27 protein-coding genes are annotated in these 23858 nt (G+C 62.4%); 12 read left to right on the top strand and 15 right to left on the bottom strand.

All coding sequences use genetic code 11. The features are described 5' to 3' along the window. Position 1: 1 nt before the first annotated feature. From FHU29_RS03900 to FHU29_RS03885, 4 genes are read right to left on the bottom strand one after another with little or no spacing between them, the layout of a single operon-like run. Positions 2 to 607: a response regulator transcription factor gene (locus FHU29_RS03900; RefSeq protein ID WP_064440243.1), complete on the bottom strand. Its 606-nt coding sequence runs from the start codon at positions 605 to 607 to the stop codon at positions 2 to 4. Beyond that, entirely contained in the window at positions 604 to 1728 is a 1125-nt protein-coding gene (locus FHU29_RS03895) for a sensor histidine kinase (RefSeq protein WP_183377465.1), read from the bottom strand. The genes FHU29_RS03900 and FHU29_RS03895 overlap by 4 nt, the downstream gene beginning before the upstream one ends. Then, positions 1665 to 2411, bottom strand: coding sequence for an ABC transporter permease (locus FHU29_RS03890; protein WP_064440242.1), 747 nt, complete (start codon positions 2409 to 2411; stop codon positions 1665 to 1667). The genes FHU29_RS03895 and FHU29_RS03890 overlap by 64 nt, the downstream gene beginning before the upstream one ends. Beyond that, positions 2408 to 3352, bottom strand: coding sequence for an ABC transporter ATP-binding protein (locus FHU29_RS03885; RefSeq protein ID WP_064440241.1), 945 nt, complete (start codon positions 3350 to 3352; stop codon positions 2408 to 2410). Before FHU29_RS03885 ends, FHU29_RS03890 begins: the two co-directional genes overlap by 4 nt. 105 nt (positions 3353 to 3457) lie before the next feature. Between FHU29_RS03885 and FHU29_RS03880 the strand changes: the two genes are divergently transcribed. From FHU29_RS03880 to FHU29_RS03870, 3 genes are all read left to right on the top strand, one after another. Beyond that, the gene (locus FHU29_RS03880; RefSeq protein ID WP_064440240.1) at positions 3458 to 4003 is read left to right on the top strand and encodes a YceI family protein; all 546 of its coding nucleotides are present in this window, start codon (positions 3458 to 3460) and stop codon (positions 4001 to 4003) included. Positions 4004 to 4109: 106 nt separating this feature from the next. Further along, positions 4110 to 4664, top strand: coding sequence for a YceI family protein (locus FHU29_RS03875; RefSeq protein WP_064440239.1), 555 nt, complete (start codon positions 4110 to 4112; stop codon positions 4662 to 4664). 107 nt (positions 4665 to 4771) lie between these two features. Next, positions 4772 to 5656: a hypothetical protein gene (locus FHU29_RS03870; protein WP_064440238.1), complete on the top strand. Its 885-nt coding sequence runs from the start codon at positions 4772 to 4774 to the stop codon at positions 5654 to 5656. Here FHU29_RS03870 and FHU29_RS03865 read toward each other — a convergent pair. Beyond that, positions 5653 to 5877, bottom strand: a complete 225-nt coding sequence (locus tag FHU29_RS03865) for a hypothetical protein (protein ID WP_157095074.1) — start codon at positions 5875 to 5877, stop codon at positions 5653 to 5655. The two genes, FHU29_RS03870 and FHU29_RS03865, sit on opposite strands and share 4 nt — an antisense overlap. A 177-nt stretch (positions 5878 to 6054) precedes the next feature. Here FHU29_RS03865 and FHU29_RS03860 point away from each other — a divergent pair, with 177 nt between their 5' ends. Further along, positions 6055 to 6570, top strand: a complete 516-nt coding sequence (locus FHU29_RS03860; RefSeq protein ID WP_183377510.1) for a lipocalin family protein — start codon at positions 6055 to 6057, stop codon at positions 6568 to 6570. Between the two features lie 190 nt (positions 6571 to 6760). Further along, positions 6761 to 8752, top strand: coding sequence for an ECF transporter S component family protein (locus tag FHU29_RS03855; protein WP_064440236.1), 1992 nt, complete (start codon positions 6761 to 6763; stop codon positions 8750 to 8752). 61 nt (positions 8753 to 8813) lie between these two features. On the opposite strand, the gene FHU29_RS03850 is transcribed toward FHU29_RS03855, so the two are convergent. Beyond that, positions 8814 to 9878: a SagB family peptide dehydrogenase gene (locus FHU29_RS03850; protein WP_064440235.1), complete on the bottom strand. Its 1065-nt coding sequence runs from the start codon at positions 9876 to 9878 to the stop codon at positions 8814 to 8816. 74 nt (positions 9879 to 9952) lie between these two features. Next, positions 9953 to 10096 carry a hypothetical protein gene (locus FHU29_RS03845; protein WP_157095070.1) on the bottom strand — a complete coding sequence of 48 codons (144 nt, stop codon included), beginning with the start codon at positions 10094 to 10096 and terminating at the stop codon, positions 9953 to 9955. Between the two features lie 272 nt (positions 10097 to 10368). Here FHU29_RS03845 and FHU29_RS03840 point away from each other — a divergent pair, with 272 nt between their 5' ends. Genes FHU29_RS03840 through FHU29_RS03830 form a run of 3 tightly spaced genes read left to right on the top strand, consistent with a single transcriptional unit; the run spans position 10369 to position 12300 of the window. Beyond that, a complete protein-coding gene (locus FHU29_RS03840) occupies positions 10369 to 10809 on the top strand; it encodes a cupredoxin domain-containing protein (RefSeq protein ID WP_064440234.1) in 441 nt (146 codons plus the stop codon). Next, complete coding sequence (locus tag FHU29_RS03835; RefSeq protein ID WP_064440233.1) at positions 10806 to 12128, top strand: hypothetical protein; 1323 nt, start codon at positions 10806 to 10808, stop codon at positions 12126 to 12128. Before FHU29_RS03840 ends, FHU29_RS03835 begins: the two co-directional genes overlap by 4 nt. Next, complete coding sequence (locus tag FHU29_RS03830) at positions 12121 to 12300, top strand: hypothetical protein (RefSeq protein WP_064440232.1); 180 nt, start codon at positions 12121 to 12123, stop codon at positions 12298 to 12300. The genes FHU29_RS03835 and FHU29_RS03830 overlap by 8 nt, the downstream gene beginning before the upstream one ends. 13 nt (positions 12301 to 12313) lie before the next feature. Here the strand turns inward: FHU29_RS03830 and FHU29_RS03825 are convergent, their stop codons facing one another. After that, positions 12314 to 13036 (bottom strand): type 1 glutamine amidotransferase, encoded by a 723-nt coding sequence (locus FHU29_RS03825; protein WP_064440231.1) that lies wholly within the window; start codon positions 13034 to 13036, stop codon positions 12314 to 12316. A 434-nt stretch (positions 13037 to 13470) separates the two neighbouring features. Here FHU29_RS03825 and FHU29_RS03820 point away from each other — a divergent pair, with 434 nt between their 5' ends. Further along, entirely contained in the window at positions 13471 to 14001 is a 531-nt protein-coding gene (locus tag FHU29_RS03820; protein ID WP_183377464.1) for a DUF309 domain-containing protein, read from the top strand. A 19-nt stretch (positions 14002 to 14020) separates the two neighbouring features. Here the strand turns inward: FHU29_RS03820 and FHU29_RS03815 are convergent, their stop codons facing one another. The 3 genes from FHU29_RS03815 to FHU29_RS03805 form a co-directional block, all read right to left on the bottom strand. After that, positions 14021 to 14785 carry a fructosamine kinase family protein gene (locus FHU29_RS03815; protein WP_064440230.1) on the bottom strand — a complete coding sequence of 255 codons (765 nt, stop codon included), beginning with the start codon at positions 14783 to 14785 and terminating at the stop codon, positions 14021 to 14023. A gap of 6 nt (positions 14786 to 14791) precedes the next feature. Next, on the bottom strand, positions 14792 to 15397 hold the full coding sequence (locus FHU29_RS03810) for a nitroreductase family protein (protein WP_064440229.1): 606 nt from the start codon (positions 15395 to 15397) through the stop codon (positions 14792 to 14794). A gap of 65 nt (positions 15398 to 15462) precedes the next feature. Further along, the gene (locus FHU29_RS03805) at positions 15463 to 15897 is read right to left on the bottom strand and encodes an Hsp20/alpha crystallin family protein (RefSeq protein WP_064440228.1); all 435 of its coding nucleotides are present in this window, start codon (positions 15895 to 15897) and stop codon (positions 15463 to 15465) included. Positions 15898 to 16036: 139 nt separating this feature from the next. Between FHU29_RS03805 and FHU29_RS03800 the strand changes: the two genes are divergently transcribed. The 3 genes from FHU29_RS03800 to FHU29_RS03790 all read left to right on the top strand — a co-directional run bounded on the left by FHU29_RS03800 (position 16037) and on the right by FHU29_RS03790 (position 19629). Beyond that, on the top strand, positions 16037 to 17416 hold the full coding sequence (locus FHU29_RS03800) for a DUF2252 domain-containing protein (RefSeq protein WP_064440358.1): 1380 nt from the start codon (positions 16037 to 16039) through the stop codon (positions 17414 to 17416). 168 nt (positions 17417 to 17584) lie between these two features. Continuing rightward, entirely contained in the window at positions 17585 to 19015 is a 1431-nt protein-coding gene (locus FHU29_RS03795) for an alanine/glycine:cation symporter family protein (protein WP_064440227.1), read from the top strand. 179 nt (positions 19016 to 19194) lie between these two features. Next, positions 19195 to 19629: a nitroreductase family deazaflavin-dependent oxidoreductase gene (locus FHU29_RS03790; protein ID WP_064440226.1), complete on the top strand. Its 435-nt coding sequence runs from the start codon at positions 19195 to 19197 to the stop codon at positions 19627 to 19629. Between the two features lie 2 nt (positions 19630 to 19631). Here FHU29_RS03790 and FHU29_RS03785 read toward each other — a convergent pair whose 3' ends face one another. Genes FHU29_RS03785 through FHU29_RS03770 form a run of 4 tightly spaced genes read right to left on the bottom strand, consistent with a single transcriptional unit; the run spans position 19632 to position 23852 of the window. Continuing rightward, on the bottom strand, positions 19632 to 20426 hold the full coding sequence (locus FHU29_RS03785; protein WP_064440225.1) for a DUF1295 domain-containing protein: 795 nt from the start codon (positions 20424 to 20426) through the stop codon (positions 19632 to 19634). Next, positions 20419 to 21729, bottom strand: coding sequence for a class I SAM-dependent methyltransferase (locus FHU29_RS03780; RefSeq protein ID WP_064440224.1), 1311 nt, complete (start codon positions 21727 to 21729; stop codon positions 20419 to 20421). Before FHU29_RS03780 ends, FHU29_RS03785 begins: the two co-directional genes overlap by 8 nt. A gap of 2 nt (positions 21730 to 21731) precedes the next feature. Continuing rightward, entirely contained in the window at positions 21732 to 23069 is a 1338-nt protein-coding gene (locus FHU29_RS03775; RefSeq protein ID WP_083962295.1) for a class I SAM-dependent methyltransferase, read from the bottom strand. Continuing rightward, on the bottom strand, positions 23070 to 23852 hold the full coding sequence (locus FHU29_RS03770; protein ID WP_064440356.1) for a DUF1365 domain-containing protein: 783 nt from the start codon (positions 23850 to 23852) through the stop codon (positions 23070 to 23072). It lies immediately after the preceding gene. Positions 23853 to 23858: the final 6 nt, after the last annotated feature.

Here is a 23858-nt window from a genome sequence, read left to right as displayed (position 1 = left end):
GTCACAACCAGCCGCGTGATTGGGCGATCTGGGCAGCTTCACCGCGCGTCACCGCTCCAGTTTTTCCAATCGCGGACGACAAATAGTTGCGAACGGTCCCCTGGGATAAGTGCACATGTCGTGCGATTGACGCGACGGTGGCGCCGGTGAGTGCGTGCAGCAGCACCTGGCGTTCCCGTTCGGTAAGCGGGTTGATTCCGTCGACCAGGGTTTCCGAGGCTAGGGCTGGGTCGATGACGCGCAGGCCAGCGTGCACACGGCGCACTGCATCCGCGAGTTCGCGCGCCGGAGTGTCCTTGACGATGAAGCCACTCGCCCCCGCATCGATCGCGCGGCGCAAATAACCCGCCCGGCCAAACGTTGTGACGATTAGTACGCGCGTAGCCGGGAATCGCTCCCTCACGGCCGCGGTTGCGGCGATTCCGTCTAACCCGGGCATTTCGATGTCGAGCAGGCAGACGTCGGGCTGATGTTCCAGCACTGCCGGAGTGACAGCGTCTCCGCTGCCTACTTCCGCTACCACTGACAGGTCTGGTTCGAGCTCGAGCAAAGCGGCTAACGCGCCCCTGACCAGCGCCTGGTCGTCGGCGAGCAGGATCTTGATCACGGCACCGCCACCTCCACACTCGTCCCTCCACCGTGTACGGCCCCAATTTCCACCCGGGCACCCGCCGTGGCGGCCCGTTCGCGCAACCCGCGCAACCCTTGGCCTTCGAGCAACGGGCCGTTTCGCCGCCCATCGTCGGTAATCGTGACGGAGTCAGCCTTCAGTGTGATCGCGCATCGACTCGCTCCGCTGTGCCGAATGATGTTGGTGACAGCTTCGCGAACGGCCCAGGCGAATACCTCCTCGGCACCGTCCCGCACTTCGGGTGCGGATGCGGGCAGGGCAGCTTCAATTCCTGCGGCGGTCAGCGCGGTCCGGGCGGTGCGCAGCTCCTCATCGAGGCTGCGGGATCGCATTCTCGTCACCGTGGACCGCACCTCCGCGAGCGCCCCGCGAGCGAGCGTATGCAGTTCAGCGAGTTCGCGCCTTGCGCGGGCTGGGTCAGAGTCGATGAGGCGCGCGGCCAGTTCGGCCTTCACCGAGATCACGGTAAGTCCGTGGCCGAGGATGTCATGGACGTCCCTGGCGATACGGTCTCGCTCAGCGACCTTGGACAGTTCGTCTTGGAGTTCGCGGCGAGATTCTTCCTTGAGGACCATGACCCGTGACAGCGCGGTCATCACACTGACCGGCACCAGGAACAGCAAAAACCCCCAGTAGCTGCCGAACTCGCCACCGAAAATCACACCAGGCCCTGCCAGGACCAGCGCGATGACGGAAAGTGCGAGGGCAGCCGCCCTGCGCATCGGCCAGGCAAAGAACACGTAGCTGATGACGAACGCTGTCATTCCCATTGCGGCGAGTCCGATGAGTAAGCCCATCAGTGCCGTGATGGCAACCATGCCCAGCACCACAAGGTTCGCCCGCAGGTCATCCTGGCCTATACATTTCAGCGAAATCAGACCGTAGACGAATACCCCGGCGAAAACCACGAGCAGCGTCCCGCCGACCGTCAGAGCCGCGAACGACTGGTCTGACGTGAACAGTTCCGTCGCGGGAAATACAAGGAAGATGAGCCATACCGCTCCGTATAACCAGCTGTAGTCCCGCTCGTCAGTCATCGCCTTGCCAGAGCCCGGCGCGACATGATCGCCGCCGCTACCCCGAAGATGATCGCCCATGCCATGACGTTTACCACAGGTATCCATAGCGATTCGCCCGTCATTCCCGCGTAGGCGCCTTCCGTTTGCGGATAGCGAGCGAGCGCCACCATCCCGTACATCGGTGTGAATTTGGCGATCGCCAGCATTGTGCCCGTCAGTGGGATGAACACGTTGCCTAAGAACGCAAGGATGACGAGCAGCCCTCCAGCCGCGCTCAGCGCCGCTTCAGTGCGAAAGGCAAAGCCGACGGCGAGCCCGAAAAGCGCGAAAAGTGCCGATCCCACCCAGCACAGCAACGCGGAAAGGATCCATACGTGCGGTGGCGCTTGCGCTCCGAAGAAGAAGCCGAGTGAGTACACAACAAGCACAGGCAGCGCTGCGACGCCGATGGCCACGACGGCTTTGATGGCGACGAACCCCGACGACGTCAGCGGCGTGAGCGCGAGTTGCCGTCCCCATCCCTGGAACTGCTCGACGGCGACGGAGCCACCAATTGACATGGTCGCGATCGCGGCGCCGTAGCAGGCCATTGACGTCATGATCACAGCGGCGACGTTGCCCGAGCCGGCGGGTTCGGCCCCAAACTCCATCAGTGCGCCGAAGACGAGATAGAAAGCACCGGGCAGCAGCGCGATGAAGAACATGTTGGGAAAGTTGCGGACAGTGCGCTGGAACTCGGTGGTGACATAGGTGGTGCTCATGCTGACACCCCTTTCCTGTCGTCGAGGCTGTCGGCGGTCAGGGTGATGAAAGCTTCTTCGAGGTTCGCGGAGGTGATCTCCAGGTCATAGCCCAGGGCGCGGTCAAAAAGATACTTGGCTACCGAGTCGGAGTCGTGGCATGCGATCGACATTCGCCCTCCGCGCATGGTGACGTCCTGGACGCCGTCGATCGCGAGAATGGATTCCTGCACGGTTTGCGCCATGTCCGCCGACACTCGGGCGCTGACGGTGCGCCCGGTTGCCCGGGCGCGAATTTCCGAGGTGGAGCCGTCGGCAACTATCCTGCCGCGCGACATCAGAACCACTCGGTTGGCGAACGCATCCGCTTCTTCGAGGTAGTGCGTCGCGAACACGATCGTTCGTCCCTGCCGTGCTTCGGCGTGCATGGTGCCCCAGAACTCGCGGCGGGCACGGACGTCCATCCCGGCTGTGGGCTCGTCAAGGATCAGCAATTCTGGGTCTGCGAGCAACGCGAGACCGAACTTCAGGCGCTGCTGCTGGCCACCCGAACACTTCGCCACCATGTGCCGGGCAACAGCGGTGAGGCCAGCACGATCGAGGACCTCATCTATTGGGAGTGGCCGGGGCATCAGGGACGCCACCACTTTGAGAGTTTCCTGAACTGTGAGGTCGGCGAGCAGCCCGCCAGTCTGGAGGACTGCTGACACTGCCCCGTCCTCGATTGCGGCGCGGGGTGTTCCCCCGAAGACGCGAACTTCGCCCTGGTCTGCAGTGGCAAACCCCAGCACGAGGTCGAGCGTGGTGGTCTTGCCCGCGCCGTTGGGTCCGAGTAACGCAACAACTTCGCCGCGCTGGATTGTCAGGTCGATTCCTTGAACCGCGCTGACGGGGTCGCCGCCTCGTTGCCGGAAACTCTTGTGCAGGTTGCGTATTTCGATTGCGGGTGGTCGGCTAGTCATGCTTCTACGTTCGCTGATGGGTGACGCGCGGCCACGGATCAGATGTCACGAGATTGGCGTGACAGTTGTCATGCCGGCGGGGGGACTGCGGCTACGCTTTGGGTCATGGTGGGCGAAGGAACGTTTCGGCTCGGACCAGACTCGGGGCGCTTGCTGGTGAAGACCAGTCGCAGCGGACTCGGCGCCCGGGCGGGGCATGACCTGGTGATCGAGGCAGCCGAGTGGACGGGGAATGTCGTGGTCGGCCCGGATGGGTCGGCCCGGGTGCATGTCGAGGTGAATGCGGGTTCGCTCACGATCCGGGATGCGCTGGGCGGCCTCAAACCGATGACGTCGTCAGACCGTAAAATGACCGAGAAGAACATGGTCAAGGTGCTGCAGCCTGGCAAGTATCCGGTGATCACGTTCACGGCTGACTCCACCGCCCAGGTTGACGATGCTGTTTCAGCGCCGGGCACGCTGACCCTGGTCGGCAAGACGCAGCCGTTGACCGTCAGTGGCACCGTGAGTCCCGGTGGGCGGCTGCACGCCTCGGCAACTGTGACGCAGAGCCGTTGGGGCATCACCCCGTTTTCTGCCTTCTTTGGGGCCCTCCGGCTTGCTGACGATGTGGCCGTCGAGGTTGACGCGGGCCTGTCCGCCGCAGACTAGCGATGTGACGCTGGTCACCATTGGAATGGACCTCGCTAGTTGAATGTTCTACTATATGTAGTTGCTTGAGCAATTACTTCTGGACATCGTAACTAAGGAGTTCATCATGACCGCTGCTGTCACCACCGCCCTTCCCGGCCTCACTGCAGGCACCTGGACGATTGACCCCGTCCACTCCTCAGTAACCTTCAGCGTCCGCCACCTCATGGTGAGCAAGGTCCGTGGTGAGTTCACAGAATTTTCGGGCCAGGTCACCGTCGAGAACGACGGGTCCGCGGCAGTGGCCGCTGACATCGCCGTCGGTTCAGTGACGACGAAAAACAAGCAGCGCGACGAGCACCTGCACAGCACCGACTTCTTTGATGCGGCGAACCACCCCACTGCCACCTTCCGGTCCACCGGCGTACGCGCAGAGGGCGGTGACGTGTTCGTCGACGGCGAGTTCACACTCCGTGGTGTCACCAAGCCGGTGACACTGAGCCTCGAGTTCAACGGCGTCAACCCGGGCATGGGACAGGGCGAGGTCGCCGGCTTCGAAGCCACCACAGTCATCAACCGCAAAGACTTCGGCGTCAACTTCGATGCCCCACTGGAGAACGGTGGCGCGGTCGTCGGCGACAAAGTAACCATCATTCTCGAGATCGAAGCCATCAAGCAGTAACCCTGGCCCGGTCGGCGCAGGGGGTGGTCCGTTAGGACTGCCCCCTGCATCTGTACGGGTAGCATCGCGGGAACGGATTCCATCGCGATTGAGAGCGGGGTGTTGTCGTGGCTCGATCCGCGGCCGCTTTGGTCAGCTGCGCTGTCCTGATAGCTGGTCTCGCCGCGTGCGGCACCGACACCGACACCGACCCTCCCGCCCCCGTGACCACGGCTCCGACCACCGAAGCCGCCGCGGATGGGCAAGCGCCGCCGCCTATCCGGGTCCGGGCAGGCGATGTCGATACCGAACTAGAACCCTGGACTTATTGCTGGATTGACCGGTGCGTGGATGGCGAGGAGCCGGAAGACCCCCTGAGCATCGGAAGCCCGGACAGCGTCACCGTCGATTTCGCCGGCGAGGCAGCGGAATTCGTCGCGAACTTCCGCGAGGCTGGCAGCGACGAGTGCGGCCGGAATTACGAAACCGACCTTCAGGAAAACCCAGACGGCACGTTCACATTAGAACCGGTGGGACTCGCTGGTGAATACGACGTGCTCCTCGTCGTCCGAGCGCCGGAAGGTGACGCTGCAGTCATGTTCCGCTGGGATACCCCAGAGGACGGCGCAGTGCCCGAACCGCAGGCCGCGCTCGCGATTGCGTCGGAATTCGCCCCCTTGTCGATGTCCTTCCCCGACCTGACGCTCACCGACCTGCGTGCCGACCCTCAGCGGGCCTCGGTTGCCATCACCATCACCTCGGCTGACGGCGTGACACAAACCATCGAATCTGAGGCGACCCCAACCGCATGCCCAGAAGGGTCGTTGCGGTTCTTCACGGAAGAGACGGCAAGATCCCTCGAAGACGGTCAGCCACCGCACCGCTATGAGGTGCGGCTGCAGCTCGACGACGAAGTACATGAAGCTACTGCGGAGTGGCCGGCCGATGCGATTGGCGGCGCGCAGCCATACGTAAATCTGGAGTTCACTCCGCCGCTGCCGACCGTAAGCTAAGCGTCAGCCACCGGACGGGGCGCGGGCCGCGGTGCTGCCTTGGGGTGCAGCCCCACGCCGAGCAGCGCCATAGCACCCCAAGCGAACGCGCCGCCGCCCAGTGAATCGAGGATCGCGACGTCCGCATCACTGCCGGTAAAGAAGCGAAAAACGATTACAGCAAGCAGCGAACCGGCAGCGTAGGGCGCGGCACCTATCAAACGGTCGATCACTTCTTTCACGCGGATATCTTCACCACACACCTCCGCCGAACTCAAACACATGTGACAACTGCCACCAACGTGGTGCATTTCTGACAGACTGTTTTCGTGAGTCTCATACAGCGCACCCTGCCTGCCGCCCTTGCCGCCGCCGCACTCGTCGCACTGCCTGGCACCGCGACCGCAGCACCGGGATCCATGCTTCCCGAACCATTGCCGCCAGTACCGTCGCTCGACGTTGAACGCTACGGAGGAACGTGGCAGCAAATAGCCGCGATACCGCAGCCCTTCAGCCTGCAGTGCGCCCGCGATACTCGGGCAGAGTACGGAATCATCGGTCCCGGTGAGATTTCCGTCCGCAATACCTGCACGACATGGACCGGCGAGCAGTCCCAGATCGACGGGACGGCGCGGGTGACCGACTCCGCGACCAACGCCGCATTGCGGGTCCGCTTTCCTACGGTGCCGTTCGAAATCGCTGAGGAAATTCCCAATTACGTCGTCACCTATGTCGACGACGAGTATTCGGTCGCCATCGTGGGCGATCCCGCCCGAACATCGGGATTCGTCCTCTCCAGGACATCCAGCATTTCGACTGAACAATGGCAGTTAGTGCGCTCAACAATCGAGTCCCGCGGCTGGGATTCCTGTTTTTTCCTTACGTCGCCTACCACTGGAGGACTTGAGGAGATCAGGCCACTCTGTACTTTGTAGCGGGGTAAACGAAAGCGACTGAGATCACAATTCAGCCCTGGTATGAGCATCACTCACAGAACCCGAAGGACTCTATACCAGTGAGCATACTGTGTGTATCGTTTTGTCTCAGAAATCGGATTCGTCTGGATGTCGCAACGATGCGACTGTGCACCAGTGGCTCCGCAAACTGTGAGAGGGCAATTCGACAATGTTTGTCGCACAGCCACCTGACGTCGCACCCGTAGGCGGTGCAGACGTCCGGGATATTGTGATCGCGCTGATCATCACAGCAGTGGTGTCCGCGCCAGTCGCCTGGTTCATGCTGCGCGAGCGCGCAGGGAAATCGTCGGTAATCGGGCGGTTCGCTGACTGGCTCGCCGAGCGAGACGGAATGCCTCGCTGGTTCAGTCTCCCCGCATACCTCACGATCATCAGCATCCTCGCTGCGGGTTTCGGCGTGTGGTGGGATGTGGCGCTGCATATGCAGGACGGTCGCGACGACGGAGCGCTGTCGAATCCGTCTCACTGGCCGATCTTCTTCGGCATCCTCGGCTTCTTCAGCGCAGGTGTACTGAGCATCATTCTCGGCCACCGGAGCAAACTTCCTGGCCGCACCATCCGCATTGCACCTGGCTGGCGCAGCCCCCTCGGCGCGCTCATCATGACCGCGGCTGGTCTCATCGCCCTCACCGGTTTCCCCGCGGACGACGTGTGGCATCGGCTGTTCGGCCCGGACGTCACCGAGTGGGGCCCCACACACATCATGATGATTGGCGGTGCCGTCACCTGCATCCTGGGTGTCGTCCTGCTGCATGCTGAGGCGAAGCAGACGGGCGCTCCGGGCGCTGTTTCCAGTTTCGGCAGGCTCCGCGAGGCTGTCATCCTCAGCCTCTGCATCGTCCCATTCGCGTTCCTGATGGAGTTCGACCTCGGTGTGCCACAGTTCCCCGCGGCGACACAGTTCATCATCGCGGCGTTCCTGACTGGCTGGGTGTTCACCGCCGTCAGAATGCGGTTCGGGCCCGGTGGCGCTATCTTCGCGTGGGCCGTCTACATCGTCGCGCATCTTTTCCTGATGGCGACGGTCGCGCTGCTCCCCGGCGTTCTCATCGCGGGATTCCTGCTGTTCCTCCCGGCTGCGCTGATCATCGAACTGGTGGCGGCCGTCATCGACCCGGCTAACAAGGTGCGGTTCGGCGTGGTTGCTGGGCTTCTGGTCGGCTCGCTCGGGATGTTCGCGGAGTGGGGCTGGAGCCACGTTTTCATGCCACTGCCGCAGCCGCTGCCCGCATCGGCGCTGCCGTTCATGCTGACCGTCGGCACAATTGCCGGTGTCGGCGGCGGTCTTCTTGCCGCGTGGCATACGCAGAAGCTCGATCTTGTTGAAGCTCGCAGCTCGTTCACACGAGAGGACGCGGAGAAGGTCATCGGCCTATCGCCGCGCACACCCGCGTTCTGGAAGGCTCACACAGCTGGACTCGTCGGCATTCTGACGTTCATCGGCTTGATGGCTGTCTACGCACCGCCGACAGACCGCCCGGGTGTCGAAGCGACCGCCAGCTTCACCGACGTCACCTACTTCAATGAGCAGGGCGAACCCCTGCCCGTGAACACAGGTGACACCGAATGTGATGCTGAACGCCGCTGTGAAGCCATCATGACGGTGCGGTTCAGCAATCCGGAAGATGTTCAGGACGCTATCTGGCTGTATGCCCTCGGCTGGCAGGGCCGTGAAGACCGTAGCGTTCCGAACATCCCGCGTGACCCTCAAGCCGGCGGCGCTGAAGGTGTCGTCCGCGTCCCGATGGTGGAGACAGGGAATCCTGGTGAGTTCCAGTCGGAGCGTCCACTGCCCATGTACGGCTCGTGGAAGACCCTGATTCGAGTCCACCTGCCACCGACCGTGCACATTGCGTACCCGGTATACGCTCCGGACGACCCTGAGATCCTCAGCGACAAGGGCCGCCAGGTGACCACCGCAGCAGGTGAAACCAAGGAACTCATCACTGAGCACGAGTTCTTGCAGCGCGAAGTCAGCGACGACGTTCCAGCGTGGGTATGGACGGTCGCCTACGCCATCGTCCAGATCTTCTGGTACGGACTGATCGCGTTCTACGGCTGGTGCTACGCAACCGCAGCACACGGCAAGAACAAGCGTCCCGATGACGCGAAGTCAAAGCCACAACCAGCTACCGCATAACGGCAGACTGGAGCGGCAGTGAGCGGGCCTGAGGAAACTCCTCTGGCCCGCTCACTGGCCGTTATGTGGCAGGAAAACCGAGCGCGGTGACGGCGAGCAGGGGCTCGCTGATGGGGTCTACTCCGAGTATCTGTTCGATGACCGAGTCACAGAGAGCCGTGGCAGTTACAGAACCGAGCCCCATGGCAGTCGCCGTCAACAGCACGGTCTGACTGATATGGCCCGCCTCGAGCAGAATGTCCCGGTAAGCACGCCGGGACTCGAAACGCCACCGTGTCCGTTGCAGGACCGCCGTGTAGATCAGCAATACCGGGGCATCGGCAAGCCACGGCTGGTCCCCCACCGCCCGGCGCAAGGTCGCGGGGCGTGCCGCTGGCCGGATGCGTTCAAGGCCGCCGCGCGCGGAGGCATAGTGATAGACGGCCGGCTGTAGTCCATGAACACGGTTGACGTGGGCGTAAAGTTCGATCGGACTCCGTGCCCCCGCGGACGGGCTGGTCTTCCGGACGACTGATCCGGTTTCTTCGTTGTCGATGACGTCGATCGGCCCAGCCGCGATATCGACCAGCGTCCCGAGCATGTCGAGGGGAATCGCTGCCCGGCTGTAGTGACGCACCGACCGGCGCGAGAACAACGCGTCGACGAGCGCCGGACGCTTCCAGCGCGAGAGGTCATGAACTTCCGGAGCGGTTACCGTAATCGGCCGCTCGGGAAAAGTTTTGACTGGCGACGGCGGGGGCTCAGATTTCGCTTTGTCGGCAAATGCCATGTGGTCCGATGCGGGGTCTAGATAGGTCACCGTCTCATCGGTCCGCGACGCGAAGTGGTGGTACCGTGTGCCAGCTCCCCACGAGCCCCATTCGTCGAGAAGGCGAGTTTCTTCGTAGTGCTCCGCGGAGCCTTCCCGAATGAGCACTTTCTCGTCGATCAACCGGTCTGCGATCGCGCGCTGAATCTCGCCTGGCGCGCCGATACTTGAAAGAATGCGCCATGACGAAAACCACCGCAGAATGCTTTCGCTTTCTGCGGTGAGGGCAAACTGTCGGTGATGAAGGTAATCGTCCCAGATGAGGTCGCCGCCCTTCCAGAACATGGCGGCATATTCAGCGACCTTCACCCGCTCCATCCGATTGCCTCCCCAACTCCCATCACCACACACTGCCTGTGATAGTACGGGCGACCGGACAGCCCGGCGGCGCGTTAGCTGAGGGGGCGCGGACGCGACTCGATGTAGTCACTCTTATGCGCGCGGAACGCCGCTGCTTCCACTGAAAATGCGGCCAGCACAACGTCATCTGCTGCGACTGTGTCAAACAGCCCGCGTGCCATTTCGTCGATGTTCATGTTCTGCGTTGTCCTTCCCCGCGTAACCGAGCGGATCCAGGCATCGCCCTGGCTCACACGCTCAGACTCTCTGCCATATACATCGCTGGCGGGCGGAAGTTGTTACACCTCTGCTGGAGCAGATTTCCAAGTGTGTGTGAAATAACGCGATTCTGATCATACTCCCGCCCGGCGGGTGGCTGACCCCACTATTTTTTGGCGCATTTCGGACGTCAAGTGAGATCATGTGCTCGATACAGTTGGATCAACGCAGATCAACCTAGGAGTCAACGATGTCTTCCTCGGCACTAGTGTCGCGCCGTTCGCTCGCGGGCTTTGCCATCGCTGCCGCGGTGTCACTATCACTCACCGGGTGCGGCGACGAGAGCGCTGCACCCGGGCCGTACGGCGGGGCTCGTGAAGGCACGACAGCTGCCGAGTCCGCTGATGATGCGGAAGGCGCCGCTGACTCGGACGTATTCAGCTTTGTGGCGGAAGACGGGCGCCGGGTCGACGGCGACGCCCGGATCTCTACTGAAATCGGCCGCACTGTCGTTATCGAGGTCACGTCGAACACCGCTGAAGAGCTCCACGTGCACGGCTACGATCTCTACGCAGACGTCGAGCCGGGCGAGACTTCCCGGCTCGAATTCACGGCGGACCTGCCCGGGATCTTCGAGGTTGAACTGCACAACGCGAACGCTGTCCTGACACAACTGCGGGTCGAGGGATGATCCTTGCGCACGGGCTCCACGGTCGCTCCGACCTGCCCGTCCCGCTCTGGCTTGCGCTCTACACGGGCGCGGCGGCGGTGCTGGTTTCGTTCGTGGTACTGGCCTTTATGTGGACCAAACCGCGACTACTCGGAGCCGAAGCGGGCCGCCCCGTACCGACTTTCATAGAACGCTTCGTCGACAGCCGCGCACTTCATTTCGTGCTCCAGGCCGCGGGGCTGGTGTTCTTCGTGCTGCTGCTCGCGACTGCGTGGGCTGGCACAGATAGCTCGTTCACCAACCCGGCGAGCACGTGGTTTTATGTGTGGTTCTGGCTTGGAGTCATCGCGTTGTCGCTGGTTTTCGGGCGAATCTACCGGGTCGCGAATCCGCTGCGGATCCTCGCTCGCGGGCTTGCGCCCGTGCTCTACCGGCCCGGGCGTGACGGATCGCTCGACAAACTCGCATTCTGGCCAGCGATCGCTGGACTCGCAGCTTTTCTCTGGCTCGAACTCGTGTACCCCGCGTCAGATTCTCCCCGTGCGATCGCCGTTTTTGTCACGCTCTACGCAGTGACGATGGCTGTTGCTGGCGCCTACTACGGGCCGAAGTGGTTCGAACGAGGCGACGGGTTCGAGGTCTACTTCACACTCATTGCGCGGCTGAGTCCCTTCGGGCGGCGGAACGACGGACGGATTGTGGTCCGCAGCCCCCTCAATGGACTGGTCGACGGGCCATCTCACGGCCTCACTCCGGTGCTGCTGCTGATTCTCGGCTCGACGACGTTCGATGGCGTGACCCGCATCCCGATGTGGCCGGACTTCGTGGATCCGTTGACTCCGTTCTGGACGGCGGTTGCCGGAACTTTTGCACTTGCCGCGACCGTCGGGTTCCTCTCCGCGATGTATGTGGGAGCGATGTGGCTGACACGGCCGTATCTGCGAAAGCCCCGGCGCGGTGAGCCGCCCGTCGACCTGTATGGCGCCTTCGCCCATTCGCTCATCCCGCTCGCGCTGGGTTACACGATCGCGCATTACTTTTCCTTCGCGATTTTTCAGGGGCAGGCCGGCTTCCTGCTCGCTACTGATCCATTCGGGCAGGGATGGGACCTGTTTGGCACGGCCGGGACCGGCATCAACTACGCAGTGCTTTCCACAGGCCTGATTGCCCTCGTGCAGGTCGGCGCAATCATCGTCGGGCACATCGTCGCCGTTGTTTCGGCCCACGATCGCGCACTGCAGATCATCCGGCCTGATTACAAGAAGACTGGACAATACCCTGCGCTCGCGCTCATGGTGGGTTATACGGTGATTGGGATTGTGCTGGTGTCCAGTGTCTGAGGTTGAAATCGTCCTCATGCATCAGGGCGGCTGGGATGAAGCGCTCATGCTCCTCGGCCCGCTCGCGATCATTGCCGCACTTATCTACACCGCCCGCAAGAAGCGCCCACCGGAGGGTGAGGAATGGGACGACGACTGGGAAGAAGAGGATTGGGAGAAGGAACCCGAGTAGCGGACCCGTATCGTCAGCGGCCCGAACACCCGACGACGCGCGCGAAAGATCTTCCGACCATGTGGGCGGTCGCGACAATTTCAGGTTCCCGGTCCTGATAGGCCCGCAGGAAACTGCTGGGACTCATCGACTCCTGGGTTGCCGCGTCGGTTGCCCACGCCCGGAACGTACCGAAGGACGCTTCGGGGTGGCACTGCAACCCCCACGCTCGGCGTCCGATCCGGAAAATCTGGTTGGGGTACATTGCGGATGATCCGAGCAGGGTGGCGCTCGCGGGAAGAGTCTCCACAACGTCGAAGTGCATACTGGGCGACCGCATCGGGTTACAGCACACCGCGATCCGGCCGAAAAGCTCATCCAGGTTCGCCTCGGGAAGCCACCGTATCTCAGCTACCCCACCTTCCAGACCTGCGTCAGCATCGATATTCACCGATCCGCCGCACGCGAGAGCGAGGAGTTGCGCGCCGAGGCAGATGCCGAGGGTGGGGATTGAAGCGTCCACACAGTCGCGCAACAAGGCGCGAACCTTAGGCAGCCACGGACAATCGTCGTCCGAGATCGCACTCTGGTAACCACCGAGAACGATCAGACCATCGCCGACGTCGTCACAACTAGGCAGGGTGTCGCCATAGTAAGGCCGCACGACCTCGAGGCTGACCATCGCCAACGATTGTTCGAGCAGATCGAGCGGGCAGCTTGGGTGGTTCTCGATGACCGTGACAACTCGTTCACCCATCCGAGGTGCTGACTCCTCACTGCCCCACTGTGCGGAGCACAACCACGTACCAAGAGCACTGTAGACATCCAGAGGTGCAATTGCATGCTGGCAGGGGCTCTCTGTGCTCCCAGTCACTTCTAGGCCCGTGTCGGCGCCAAAATTTGTCGGTGTGCCCTGATAGAAGTAGGACATGCGGCTGACAACGGACTGTGCTGACTGCACTGCAGAGCTAGACCACTGCCATGGGACGCTCATCATTCACACTGGGGGTTCCCGTGAATGCACCAGCGATGAGTGCCTCGCACCGGCTCGGCACCGGCATGCCTGGGTGCTTGATTGCGATGCGCTCCAGCCCGACTGTTCGTGCGCGACTGAAGTCTGGCTGACGAAGACCGGTTAACGCGGTCGCCTTGGTGCTCGGCTGGACGCGCAGCGCCTGGAACCATGGAGTTGTGACGCATCGCGGACCAGAAGAGGACCTGGAGACTCAATTGACAGGTACTGATGAGACTCGAGATAGAGATGAGTCGGGCCGCGCACGCAATGCGCGGCCGCGGGACGCGCTGGGCAGACCGCTGCCCTACGGTTCCCAGGGAGTTCCCCGCCTTGAAGAAGGACAAGTCCGCACGCCCGAGGAGACCCTCGCAGAGGCGTCTGCGCTGCTCGATCAACGAATGCCGTTTCACGCCCACGAAGTCTTCGAAGACGCCTGGAAGTCCGCGCCGGAGCAGTGGCGCGGACTGTGGAAAGGTCTCGCGCAGCTTGCTGTAGGCGTCACGCATGCGGCGCGCGGCAATCTGAGCGGTGCTGCCCGGCTGTTGACTCGCGCAGCAGAGCATTTGGAGCCGTTTCAGGACACGCGACCGTTCACCATCGATGTCGACGGGCTGCGGGCGTGGTCAGAACACCAATCCGCTGAGCTTGAGAATCACAGTGAAGCCAGTCCTGTTTGGCTTGCCGTGCCGCCACTGACGGGTTGCTGAACCTGGCCGCACGCCGAATTCATGCCAGCCTCAGTACGGCGCGCGCGGCGCGCTCCAGTTCGTGGCCATAGTGAGCCCCCTGCCCTGCCGCATGTACCGCCAGCGGATGCATCTGATGCAGCGGAATCCGCTCTTGCCAGCCTGCTTCCAGCTCACAGACTGACTGGTAGCCGCCCATGATCTCGTCGAGGAATGGGCAGCCGAACAGCTCCAGCATCGCGAGGTCGGTTTCACGGTGACCGCCGTGTGCCGCGGGGTCGATCGCCACGGCACCATCAATGGTCCACATGACGTTGCCCGACCACAGATCGCCGTGTATCCGGGCCGGTTCCGCTCCGTTGTCGAACACACCTGACGCGGCCAGGTCGCAGGCCTTCTCAACCACCGAAACCGCAGCCGCAGTGATCATTCCGAGCTGGCGTGCACGGGGCAGGAACGGCAGTACCCGCTCGGCGGCGTAGAACTCACCCCACGAGGTGTGCACTGCTTCCGGGCCTGAGGGCATCGGCTGAGTACCGATGAACATCTGGCCGTCGAAACCGTCAGGCGGGGCACCGAATCCCCGCGCTCCGACTCCATGCGCCTTCGCGAGCCGTTCACCGAATGTTCGCGCCGCGACGGGGCTGGGCGCCGCGGATTGGAGACGCTCAAGCTCGATGAAATCTTCATCGAACGCGATGACCCCCACGACGGGCAGGCCAGCAGCGCGCAGCCATTCAAGACCCGCGTGTTCGGCACGATAGAAATCTGGGTGCAGCGCGTTTCGCTTGATGAAGTTACGCATTGCGGCTCACTCCAGGCGGGTGATCAGTTGTGCGGCGTCGATCTTGCGGTTGCGCGGCTTGACGTCGGACGGGTCGATTCCGCCAACGTACAGCCACCCAAGCAGCCGCTCGGTGTCTTTCAGCCCGTGCATTTCGGCTACCTCCGGCATATTCACGAACGGCCCGGTGCGCCATACGACACCCCAGCCCTGGTCGAACAATGCGAGCGAGAGCAAGTGGCCTAGGCCAGCAGCGCTGGCGACCTGTTCCCACTCGGGGACGCTGGGGTGGCCGACGAACCTGTGCACGATCGCGATCAGCAGTGGCGCCCGCATTGGCTTACCGGCGAGTTTGCGCGCGTCGGCGATCTTGTCAGGGTCTGTCAGCAACGAAGCATCGCCGTACTCGTGCTCCACTATGGCGGCCCCAAAACGTTCACGCGCGGCACCTCGGAGGGTGATGATTCGCCACGGCCGCAACGCTTTGTGGTCGGCGACCGAGGTGCACGCCTGGATGAGGTCCGTGATGACGGAGTCGCTCGGAGCGTCACTCGTCAGCGTCAAGTAGGACCGTCGACGCGCGATCGACTCGACGACGCCGCGCGGCAGTGTTTCGGAAAGTTCAGCATCCATCGCGACAACCGTAGCGTGAATCGCGCGAGAGCGGCCCGGGAGACTTCCCGGGCCGCGTTTCCGAACTAGCCGCGGACTTCGATCTTGCGGACGGACTTCTTCGTCTCTGACTTCGGAAGTGTGACGGTCAGAACACCGTCCGAGAGACTGGCGTCGATTTTTGAAGCGTCGACTTCTGTCGGCACTGTCACCTGGTAACTGAACCGCCCGGTGCGGCGGGTACGCCGGTGGACGATGCCGACGCGTTCCTTCTCCTTGGATTCGCCTGCGATCTGCAAGATGCCGTCGCGGTACTCCACAGTGATGTCGTCCTTCTGCACACCTGGGAGTTCCGCGTCGACCTTGTACGCCAGATCCGTCTCCTCGATATCGACGGACGGCGCCCACGTTCTCGCTTCTCCGGTTCCTTCTTCGAACCATCGGCCGAGTCGGTCGTACAGTTCCTCGAAGTCGCGGAACGGATCCCATCGGCGGGGATCGCGGCGGGCTGGTACTGCCATTTCACACTCCTTCAATCTGGTCTGGTTTGCTTTTCGCTCGAAGGCGACTAGCCACTTTCGATTGACATAACACCAGCATAATTGAGTGTATTCCACTCAACTTGATGTCGCGTGTCCTCAATGAGGCAAGGTGGTGCTCATGGACGAGCGGACCCAGAAAACGCTGTTCACAGGAGACGGTGCCGACTCCTGGACCGACGCGGCTGAGGCACGCGACAAGGGCCGGGATCTCCGCGACTACATTCCCCACGAAGCGCATACCTACTTCACTGCCCAGACCGATCGCCCAACGGTCAGGGACTACATGGAAGCCACAAATGAGGGACGTGACGAACACCTGCTGCCCATCCGGATTGAACGGATGCGCCAGTCCCCCTTCGCTTTCTTCCGCGGCACCGCGGGGCTGATGGCGTACGACTTGTCCCACGAACCCGTCACGGGTCTGCACGCACAACTATGCGGCGATGCCCACGCATCTAACTTTGGGCTGTTTGGCGGACGGCTCGGGTCCATCGTCATCGACGTCAACGATTTCGACGAGACCGTCCGGGGCCCCTGGGAGTGGGACGTCAAACGCCTCGCCGCGAGCCTGATCCTCGCTGGCCGACAGAACGACATCGACGACGGGACGTGCGTTCGCGCGGCCCGTCACGCTGCGCGCGCGTACCGGCGTGCCGCTCGGCGCGTCTCCGCCACACCGTTCCTCGACGCCTGGCGCAATTTCGCCGACGAATCGGTGATCTCTCGCACCAAGGCCGACGCACTCGCTGACGACTACGCACGCGCGCTCCGGAAAGCAGCGCGGAACACCTCCGAACGCGTTGCCGACCGATGGACCGCACGTGACGACGGCCAGTGGGAATTCACTGAAGACCCACCGATTCGCACGCGAATATCGCCGGAAGACGAAACTGACGTCGTCGATGCGCTGCGCCGCTACACCGCGACGCTGCCACCTGCAAAACGTCCGCTCAGTGCGCGATATCGCGCTCACGACGTCGTCCACCGGATCGTGGGCACGGGGAGCGTCGGGCTGCGGAGTTACCTTGTTCTCCTGCAGGGTAATGGGAATGAGGCGCTCGTCCTGCAACTCAAACAGGCGCAGCGTTCACTGCTGGCGCCGTATGTTCCTGAGACCGCGCCCACCCATAATGGGCAGCGCATCGTCGAGGGCATCCGCATCATGCAAGCGGACAGCGACTCGTGGCTGGGGTGGACGAACATCGGTGAGCGCGAATACATGGTGCGGCAGTTCCGCAACCACAAGGCGGATATTGATCCGGCACGCCTGACCGCGAAGAACCTTGACGATTACGGCCGCCTGACTGGCGCGCTACTTGCCCGCGCACACTGCCGGACAGTCGACTCGCGCACGCTCTGGGCGTACCTCGCGAGAGGGAAGCACTTCGACCGCGCCATCGCCGCCTACGCCACGTCCTACGCCGCCCAGGTCGAGGCGGATTACGCTGAATTTCTCGCGCTTGTTGATGACGGCGAGCTACCTGTGAATAATGCGTAAACCATAATACGGATATACCGGACACCACCATCCTCGGAAAGGTCCGTTCAGCAGCACATTTAAAGCACCGTAACAAAATGCCCCAAGGCCGTGCTGCGCCGAAGCTAACGTACCGTTTTTCCGATGCCCCCGAAGGGCAGCTTATTCCTTTTCACTAAAGGTGGTCCCGTGGATCAACTAAACAGCTTCATTACCGAAATCAATGACCGCTATTGGTATCTGATTATCGCCCTACTTCTGGCTTCGGGTATCTACTACACGATCCGGTCCAGGTTCGCTCAGTTCCGGCTCGGGCGCGAGATGGTCCGGCTGATCTCAGAGCCATCGCTGACCATGGAGAACGGACGGAAAGGTCTTTCATCGTTCCAGTCGTTCACCATTTCGGCCGCCGCCAGGGTGGGCACCGGGAATGTCGCCGGTGTCGCCATCGCGATTACCGTTGGAGGCCCAGGTGCCGTCTTCTGGATGTGGGTTACGGCACTGATCGGCGCGGCGACTTCATTCGTCGAATCAACTCTCGGGCAGCTCTACAAGGTCAAAGACCATGACAGCTATCGCGGTGGACCGGCCTATTACATCAGCCGTGGCCTCGGGAAGCACCGCATTGCGGCCATATTCGCGGTTGTCACCATCGTCACCTACCCCCTCGTTTTCAACAGTGTGCAGGCCAACACGATCACTGATGTCGTCAGGAACTCCGCCGGCACGTCATCCACTTTCGTGACTTTCGGGCTGGGGATAGTCCTCGCTGCGCTCACGGCGCTGGTGATCTTCGGTGGTGTCCGCCGAATTTCCTGGGTGTGCCAGGTCATAGTGCCGACCCTTGCGCTGTCTTACATTGGCCTCGGTCTTGTGGTCGTTGCCATGAACATCGATGCAGTGCCCGGCATGTTCGTGCTGATCTTCGAGAACGCTTTTGGCCTCCGGGAGATTGTCGGCGGCGGGATCGGCGCCGCGATTATGCACGGCATCCGTCGTGGCCTCTATTCAAATGAAGCCGGGATGGGGTCAGTCCCGAACATCAGTGCCACTGCTGCCGTTTCACACCCTGTGAAACAGGGACTTGTGCAATCGCTGGGCGTTTACTTCGACACGTTGGTTATCTGTTCAATGACCGCATTCATCATCCTGCTTTCCGATCCCGATTTCGGGCAGCGGGAAGGTGCGGGACTGACACAGAATGCGCTCGCCCTTCAATTCGGCGACTGGGCCATTCACTACCTCGCCGTTGTCATCTTCTTTCTCGCGTTCAGTTCGGTCCTTGGCAACTACTACATCGGCCAGGCCAACGTCCAGTTCCTGACCCATTCGCGCATCGCGCTCAACTCGTTCCGCGTCGCGGTGATCACATGCGTGTTCCTCGGGTCCGTCGGATCACTCGCTCTGGTATGGAACGTGGCTGACCTCACCATGGGCGTGATGGTGCTGATCAACCTCCTGGTCATCGCGCCACTATCGGTGATCGCGTTCCGCCTGCTCGATCACTACCTCGAACAACGGCGCCGCGGCATCAACCCAACATTCGCGAAGCGAGACATGCCAGATCTTGCGGGGGTCGAATGCTGGGAAGGCGCGCAAGAAGGCGCGCGCATTTCCTAACGCACTCCAGAGGTGCGATCCGGTTGGATTTCACGCGGTGTGCGCGGCAAATCCAACCGGATCGGCGATGCCCCACATCACCGGCAAGCCCCTTGGCTTTATTTTTTGATTTCAAGTCTCACGCCTTGACATTTCTCCCGGGGTAGCCTGGGGTCGAATGAACTGATCAAGGGGGATCAATGAGCATTGCCGGCACAATCTTCGTGAATACGCTGAAGGCGCACCAGGCACTTTACGAGCGGAGTGGCGGACGGATCGGCCACAAGCTTCTCGGTGTGCCGACGCTGCTATTGACGACGAAGGGACGCAAAACTGGCAAGGAACGCGTCAGCGCACTGACCTACGCCTCCGTTACCGGCGGCTACGCCGTCGTCGCCTCCAACGGAGGCGCTAGCAAGAACCCTGGCTGGCTGCATAACCTCATCGCGCAGCCGGAGGTCAAGGTACAGGTCGGCCGCGATGTCTTCCCCGCCGTCGCACGAGTCGTGCGGCCTGGCGACAACGAATACGACGACGCCTGGGCAGCTGTCAATCGAGTTAATAAGAATCGCTACTCCGCGTACCAGAAAATGACGAGCCGCCCCATTCCGGTTGTCATCCTCGCCAAAAACTGAAGTCAGGCCCGTTCGCGATTCCTCCGCTTGGGCGGAAGCGGAATGAAGAAGCTCACCCGTGCCTGATAGTCGCGGTAACCAGGACGCTCGGACATGTGTTTTTCCAGTAGCTTCCCGCCGGTGGCGAAGGCAAGGAAGTACGTCATCAGAATGGGCGACAGGATTGTCAGAACGCCGGGCCACACGTCGGCGGCGATGAGGAAGATGCCCCACCAGACGCAAGCATCACCGAAATAGTTAGGGTGCCGCGTCCAGGACCAGAGTCCGCGGTCCATCACTTTGCCGCGGTTCGCCGGATCGGCCTTGAACTTCCGCAGCTGATAGTCGCCTACTGCCTCGAACGTCAGCCCCACGATCCACAACAGAATGCCCGCAAACGCGATCCAGCCGAGTGGACCATCAGAGACCGCGGCCACCTGGATCGGCAGGGAGACGAACCACGCCGCGAGCGCCTGCGTCAGATAGATCTTGCGGATCACCAGCCACGTGGGATTGCCACCCCCTCGTGCCAACATTTCTTCGTATCGCGGGTCCTCGCCGTGCCCGCGCGTGCGGATGAACATGTGCCACGCCAGCCGCACCCCCCACACTGTGACCAGGCCCAGGACGACGAGTCTGCGGGCTGGCTCGCCAGTCCCGGCGGCGGCTGCGGCCGCCGCGACTGACACGAACGCCAGCCCCCAGGACACGTCCACTACGTTGTGCCGTTTCAGCCAGAATCCGGCCACCGCGGTGACCGCCATCAGGACGGCAATCGCGGCGAGCGAGGCAGCGCTGACTACGAGGAAATCACCCATGAGCGGGTCCCCGCACCGCGGGCATTCCGCTGCCGCCACTGCGATCGGGCCGCACCAGCAGTAACTGGTCGACTCCCATACGTCCGTCACGGAATGCACGTCCACCGCCAACGAGGTAGAGCCGCCACACTCGGGCGACCTCCTCGCCAACCATGGCGCAAAGCTCATCCCAGTTCGCTTCGAATTGCTGGTGCCACGCGTCAACGGTGCGCACGTAATGTTCGCGTAGCGCGTGGACGTCACGCAGCTCGAGGCCTGCCTCTTCGAGCATGCCGATGGTTTCCCCGACCGGTCGCATGTGCATGTCCGGAGCGATGAAGGATTCGATGAACGGGCCGCCGCCCGGGTGCCGTCCGCAGCGCGACATCTGCTGGATGAGCACTCGGCCAGTGGGTTTCACGTTTTCGAACAACGCCTGGGCGTAGCGCGGATAGTTCCGCTGCCCAACGTGCTCCCCCATTTCCAGAGACGCGACCGCGTCGAAGGGGCCATCCGGAATTTCACGGTAGTCCTGGAGCCTGATATCGACGCGGTCCGTGAGTCCGATCTCGGCGATACGTTTGTCCGCGAACGCTTTCTGTTCCCGTGACAGCGTGACCCCGACTACGTCTACTCCAAACTTGTCGGCAGCGTGGATGCTGAGGCTGCCCCACCCGCAGCCGATATCGAGCACGCGCATGCCTTCGCGCAACCCGAGCTTGCGGCACACGAGGTCCAGTTTGTCGCGCTGCGCATCCTCAACCGTGTAGGACGGGTCGCTGGACATCCAGTATCCGCACGAGTACGCCATGTGAGGGTCGAGAATTTTCGAGTAGAAGTCGTTGGACAGGTCGTAGTGGTGGCTGATCGCTCTCTTGTCGCGCCGCAGGCTGTGGAGCCGTCCGCGGATTCGGGCCTGCGAGCGGGGAGCTTCTGGCGCTGTGCGCAGTACCCCGAGTTCCCGCGCTGCGCGGGCAATGCGAGCAAGGTTGCGCGGGTGCGGCCGGAAAGCGCGGAGGTTGCGCTCATGCACCACTCGCCAGACATGGTCGAGCGCGGCACCGAGGTCGCCTTGCACGTCGAGCTCACCGGTGACGTACGCCTGGGCGGCGCCCAGTTCCCCGGGATGCCACAGCATCCGGAGGATCGCATCCGGGGACGCGAGTTCCACTACGGGGACACCGCTGGGGCCCGCGGAACTGCCATCCCAGGCTTCGATACGCACCGGCAATGGACTGCCGGTCAGCGGTTCGAGGACCCCTGCGATGATCTCAGCGGCCGGGCGTGCAGGCAGAGGATCTGCCGGAGCTTCGGGATCCGCCATTGTCAATGCTCCTTCGCTGGCGCGGGGGCAGTGGGACCGCCGGGGCCATCGGGGCGGCTGAACACGAGTTGTTCCACACCGAGGTAGCCCGACGCGAAACCGGCCTCTGAGTAGCAGAGGTAGAACTTCCACATGCGGCGGAAAACCTCATCGAAACCGAGCGCACGGGCCTCGTCGAAGCGTGCGCTGAAACGCTCTTCCCACAGGCGGAGCGTCCGGGCGTAGTGCGGCCCCATCGAGAACTGATCGCGGATCCGGAGGTTCGTCTCGCGCTCGGTTGTGTGGCGGATCGCCTCTATGGACGGGATGAGCCCGCCCGGGAAAATGTACTTATGGATCCACGTGTATGTGTTGCGCGTGGCCAGCATCCGGTTGTGCGGCATGGTGATTGCCTGGATGGCAGCAGTGCCGCCGGGCGCAAGCAGTTCATCGATTTTGCGGAAGTACGTCGGCCAGTATTGGTAGCCGACTGCTTCGATCATCTCTACAGAGAGAATTGCGTCGAACTCGCCCTCAACAGACCGGTAGTCAAGGATCTGAACTTGGATTCGATCATTCAAGCCTAGAGCCTTGATGCGTTCGTCGGCGAGTTCTTTTTGCGCCACTGACAACGTGACTGAACGGACCCTCGCCCCCCGCTGGGCGGCGCGGATAGCGAGTTCACCCCAGCCGGTTCCGATTTCGAGCACTCTCGTGCCTTCACCCACACCGGCCTGGTCCAGCAGCCGGTCGATCTTGCGGTGCTGAGCGTCGGCTAGCTCCTCCCACGACGCGGTTTCCGGATCGGTGAACAACCCCGCCGAGTACGTCATCGTCTCGTCGAGGAACAGCCGGAAAAACGCGTTCGACAAATCGTAGTGGCGCGAGATGTTGGATCGTGTGTTCTGGGCGGTGTTGCGTTCACGCCGGGGCTGACGCCGAACTGTCACGGCGCGCAGCGATTGCAGGGATTTCGGGACCAGGTCCGCGACGCTCGCGGCGAATACCTCGAGGACACGCTCCAAGTCGGACGCGTCCCACTCGCCCGCCATGTACGACTCACCGAACCCGATGAGGCCGCCCGAACCTAGCCGCGCGAACAACGCGTCCGCATCATGAATGATCATTCGCGGCAGTGAATCCGTACCGCTCCCCTGGCCCGCTATGCGGCCATCGGGGAATTCGACACGCAATGGGAGACGCGACACCGCCCGGGTGAACAGACTGCGAGCCGCCTTTGACCGCACACCCTGTGCCCACCGTCGCGGAACCGAAGCTACACCCGGCCACCGGTGCGGGTCGATGACGGTAGTGGTGCTGTCTGCGCGAGCGCAGCGCTCATCCTGAAATTCGACGCTCACTTAAACACCTTCCTGAGGGGACGGGGTGCCATTTCTGGGCTGAATTTGCAGGCCGCGGGCCCAGAGGCGGATGCCCTGCCAGCGGATCTGCAGAATGACGCGAAGGGGTGCCACTGGCAGCTCCCGCTGCACACGAAGCACCGACCGGTGTGTGATGTCTTCCCGTGTTCCACTCACTGACGCGACGAAGGGCATTTCACCAGACCGGAGCAACACGATGTGGGCGGACAATTCACGATCTGGGAACGGCAGACGCAGGCGATACTGGCCCGACACGTCGTTGAACGGGGAGACGTAGAACTCTTTCGGCGCGACCGTACCGCTCGGACCTGCAGCTTCAGGCCCCAGGACGTAACAGTGCCGCCCGCCGTAGGTGTTGTGCACCTCGGCGATCACGCACCGAAGTTCACCGTCACGGCCGTAACACCAGAAGACTGACAGCGGATTGAAGTTCACGCCCAGCACACGGGCGTTCGCCAGCATCCACACCTGGCCGCCGCGAACGTCGATTCCACGTTCGAGCAGGAAACTGTCGACGTTGTCCCTGAGCGTGCGCGCTGGATCACCGAAGTGATCAGCTGACGAGAACCGTGCGAATGGGCGCAGCCACCAGGGAAGAGCGGGAAGCCGATCGAGATCCACGAGCCACCAGCAGCTTCGGTAGATGAACTCATTGGTTAGCGGCGTCGAGCGTACGTGGCGAATTTCCGTGCGGTACAAGGCTCCGGGGTACTGGCGTGGCCCGCTGCGCCGCCGGGCAGGGCGTGCAGCGCGCGTCTTGATGGCGGC

It is taken from the genome of Hoyosella altamirensis, from assembly GCF_014191505.1.
Classification (GTDB): Bacteria; Actinomycetota; Actinomycetes; order Mycobacteriales; family Mycobacteriaceae; genus Hoyosella; species Hoyosella altamirensis.
Note: the sequence above shows the minus strand (reverse complement) of the source record. Positions and strands in the feature narration are given on the sequence as shown.

Bases quoted from the DNA above. Each gene is read 5' to 3' on its own strand.
- FHU29_RS03855 (WP_064440236.1), top strand. From the start codon at position 6,761: ATGTTTGTCGCACAGCCACCTGACGTCGCACCCGTAGGCGGTGCAGAC.
- FHU29_RS03810 (WP_064440229.1), bottom strand. From the start codon at position 15,397: ATGGATGCTGAACTTTCCGAAACACTGCCGCGCGGCGTCGTCGAGTCG.
- FHU29_RS03845 (WP_157095070.1), bottom strand. From the start codon at position 10,096: ATGAACATCGACGAAATGGCACGCGGGCTGTTTGACACAGTCGCAGCA.
- FHU29_RS03785 (WP_064440225.1), bottom strand. From the start codon at position 20,426: ATGGGTGATTTCCTCGTAGTCAGCGCTGCCTCGCTCGCCGCGATTGCC.
- FHU29_RS03895 (WP_183377465.1), bottom strand. From the start codon at position 1,728: ATGGGCGATCATCTTCGGGGTAGCGGCGGCGATCATGTCGCGCCGGGC.
- FHU29_RS03885 (WP_064440241.1), bottom strand. From the start codon at position 3,352: ATGACTAGCCGACCACCCGCAATCGAAATACGCAACCTGCACAAGAGT.
- FHU29_RS03825 (WP_064440231.1), bottom strand. From the start codon at position 13,036: ATGGGTGAACGAGTTGTCACGGTCATCGAGAACCACCCAAGCTGCCCG.
- FHU29_RS03875 (WP_064440239.1), top strand. From the start codon at position 4,110: ATGACCGCTGCTGTCACCACCGCCCTTCCCGGCCTCACTGCAGGCACC.
- FHU29_RS03850 (WP_064440235.1), bottom strand. From the start codon at position 9,878: ATGGAGCGGGTGAAGGTCGCTGAATATGCCGCCATGTTCTGGAAGGGC.
- FHU29_RS03880 (WP_064440240.1), top strand. From the start codon at position 3,458: ATGGTGGGCGAAGGAACGTTTCGGCTCGGACCAGACTCGGGGCGCTTG.
- FHU29_RS03805 (WP_064440228.1), bottom strand. From the start codon at position 15,897: ATGGCAGTACCAGCCCGCCGCGATCCCCGCCGATGGGATCCGTTCCGC.
- FHU29_RS03890 (WP_064440242.1), bottom strand. From the start codon at position 2,411: ATGAGCACCACCTATGTCACCACCGAGTTCCAGCGCACTGTCCGCAAC.
- FHU29_RS03780 (WP_064440224.1), bottom strand. From the start codon at position 21,729: ATGGCGGATCCCGAAGCTCCGGCAGATCCTCTGCCTGCACGCCCGGCC.
- FHU29_RS03860 (WP_183377510.1), top strand. From the start codon at position 6,055: ATGCTTCCCGAACCATTGCCGCCAGTACCGTCGCTCGACGTTGAACGC.
- FHU29_RS03835 (WP_064440233.1), top strand. From the start codon at position 10,806: ATGATCCTTGCGCACGGGCTCCACGGTCGCTCCGACCTGCCCGTCCCG.
- FHU29_RS03790 (WP_064440226.1), top strand. From the start codon at position 19,195: ATGAGCATTGCCGGCACAATCTTCGTGAATACGCTGAAGGCGCACCAG.
- FHU29_RS03815 (WP_064440230.1), bottom strand. From the start codon at position 14,785: ATGCGTAACTTCATCAAGCGAAACGCGCTGCACCCAGATTTCTATCGT.
- FHU29_RS03840 (WP_064440234.1), top strand. From the start codon at position 10,369: ATGTCTTCCTCGGCACTAGTGTCGCGCCGTTCGCTCGCGGGCTTTGCC.
- FHU29_RS03800 (WP_064440358.1), top strand. From the start codon at position 16,037: ATGGACGAGCGGACCCAGAAAACGCTGTTCACAGGAGACGGTGCCGAC.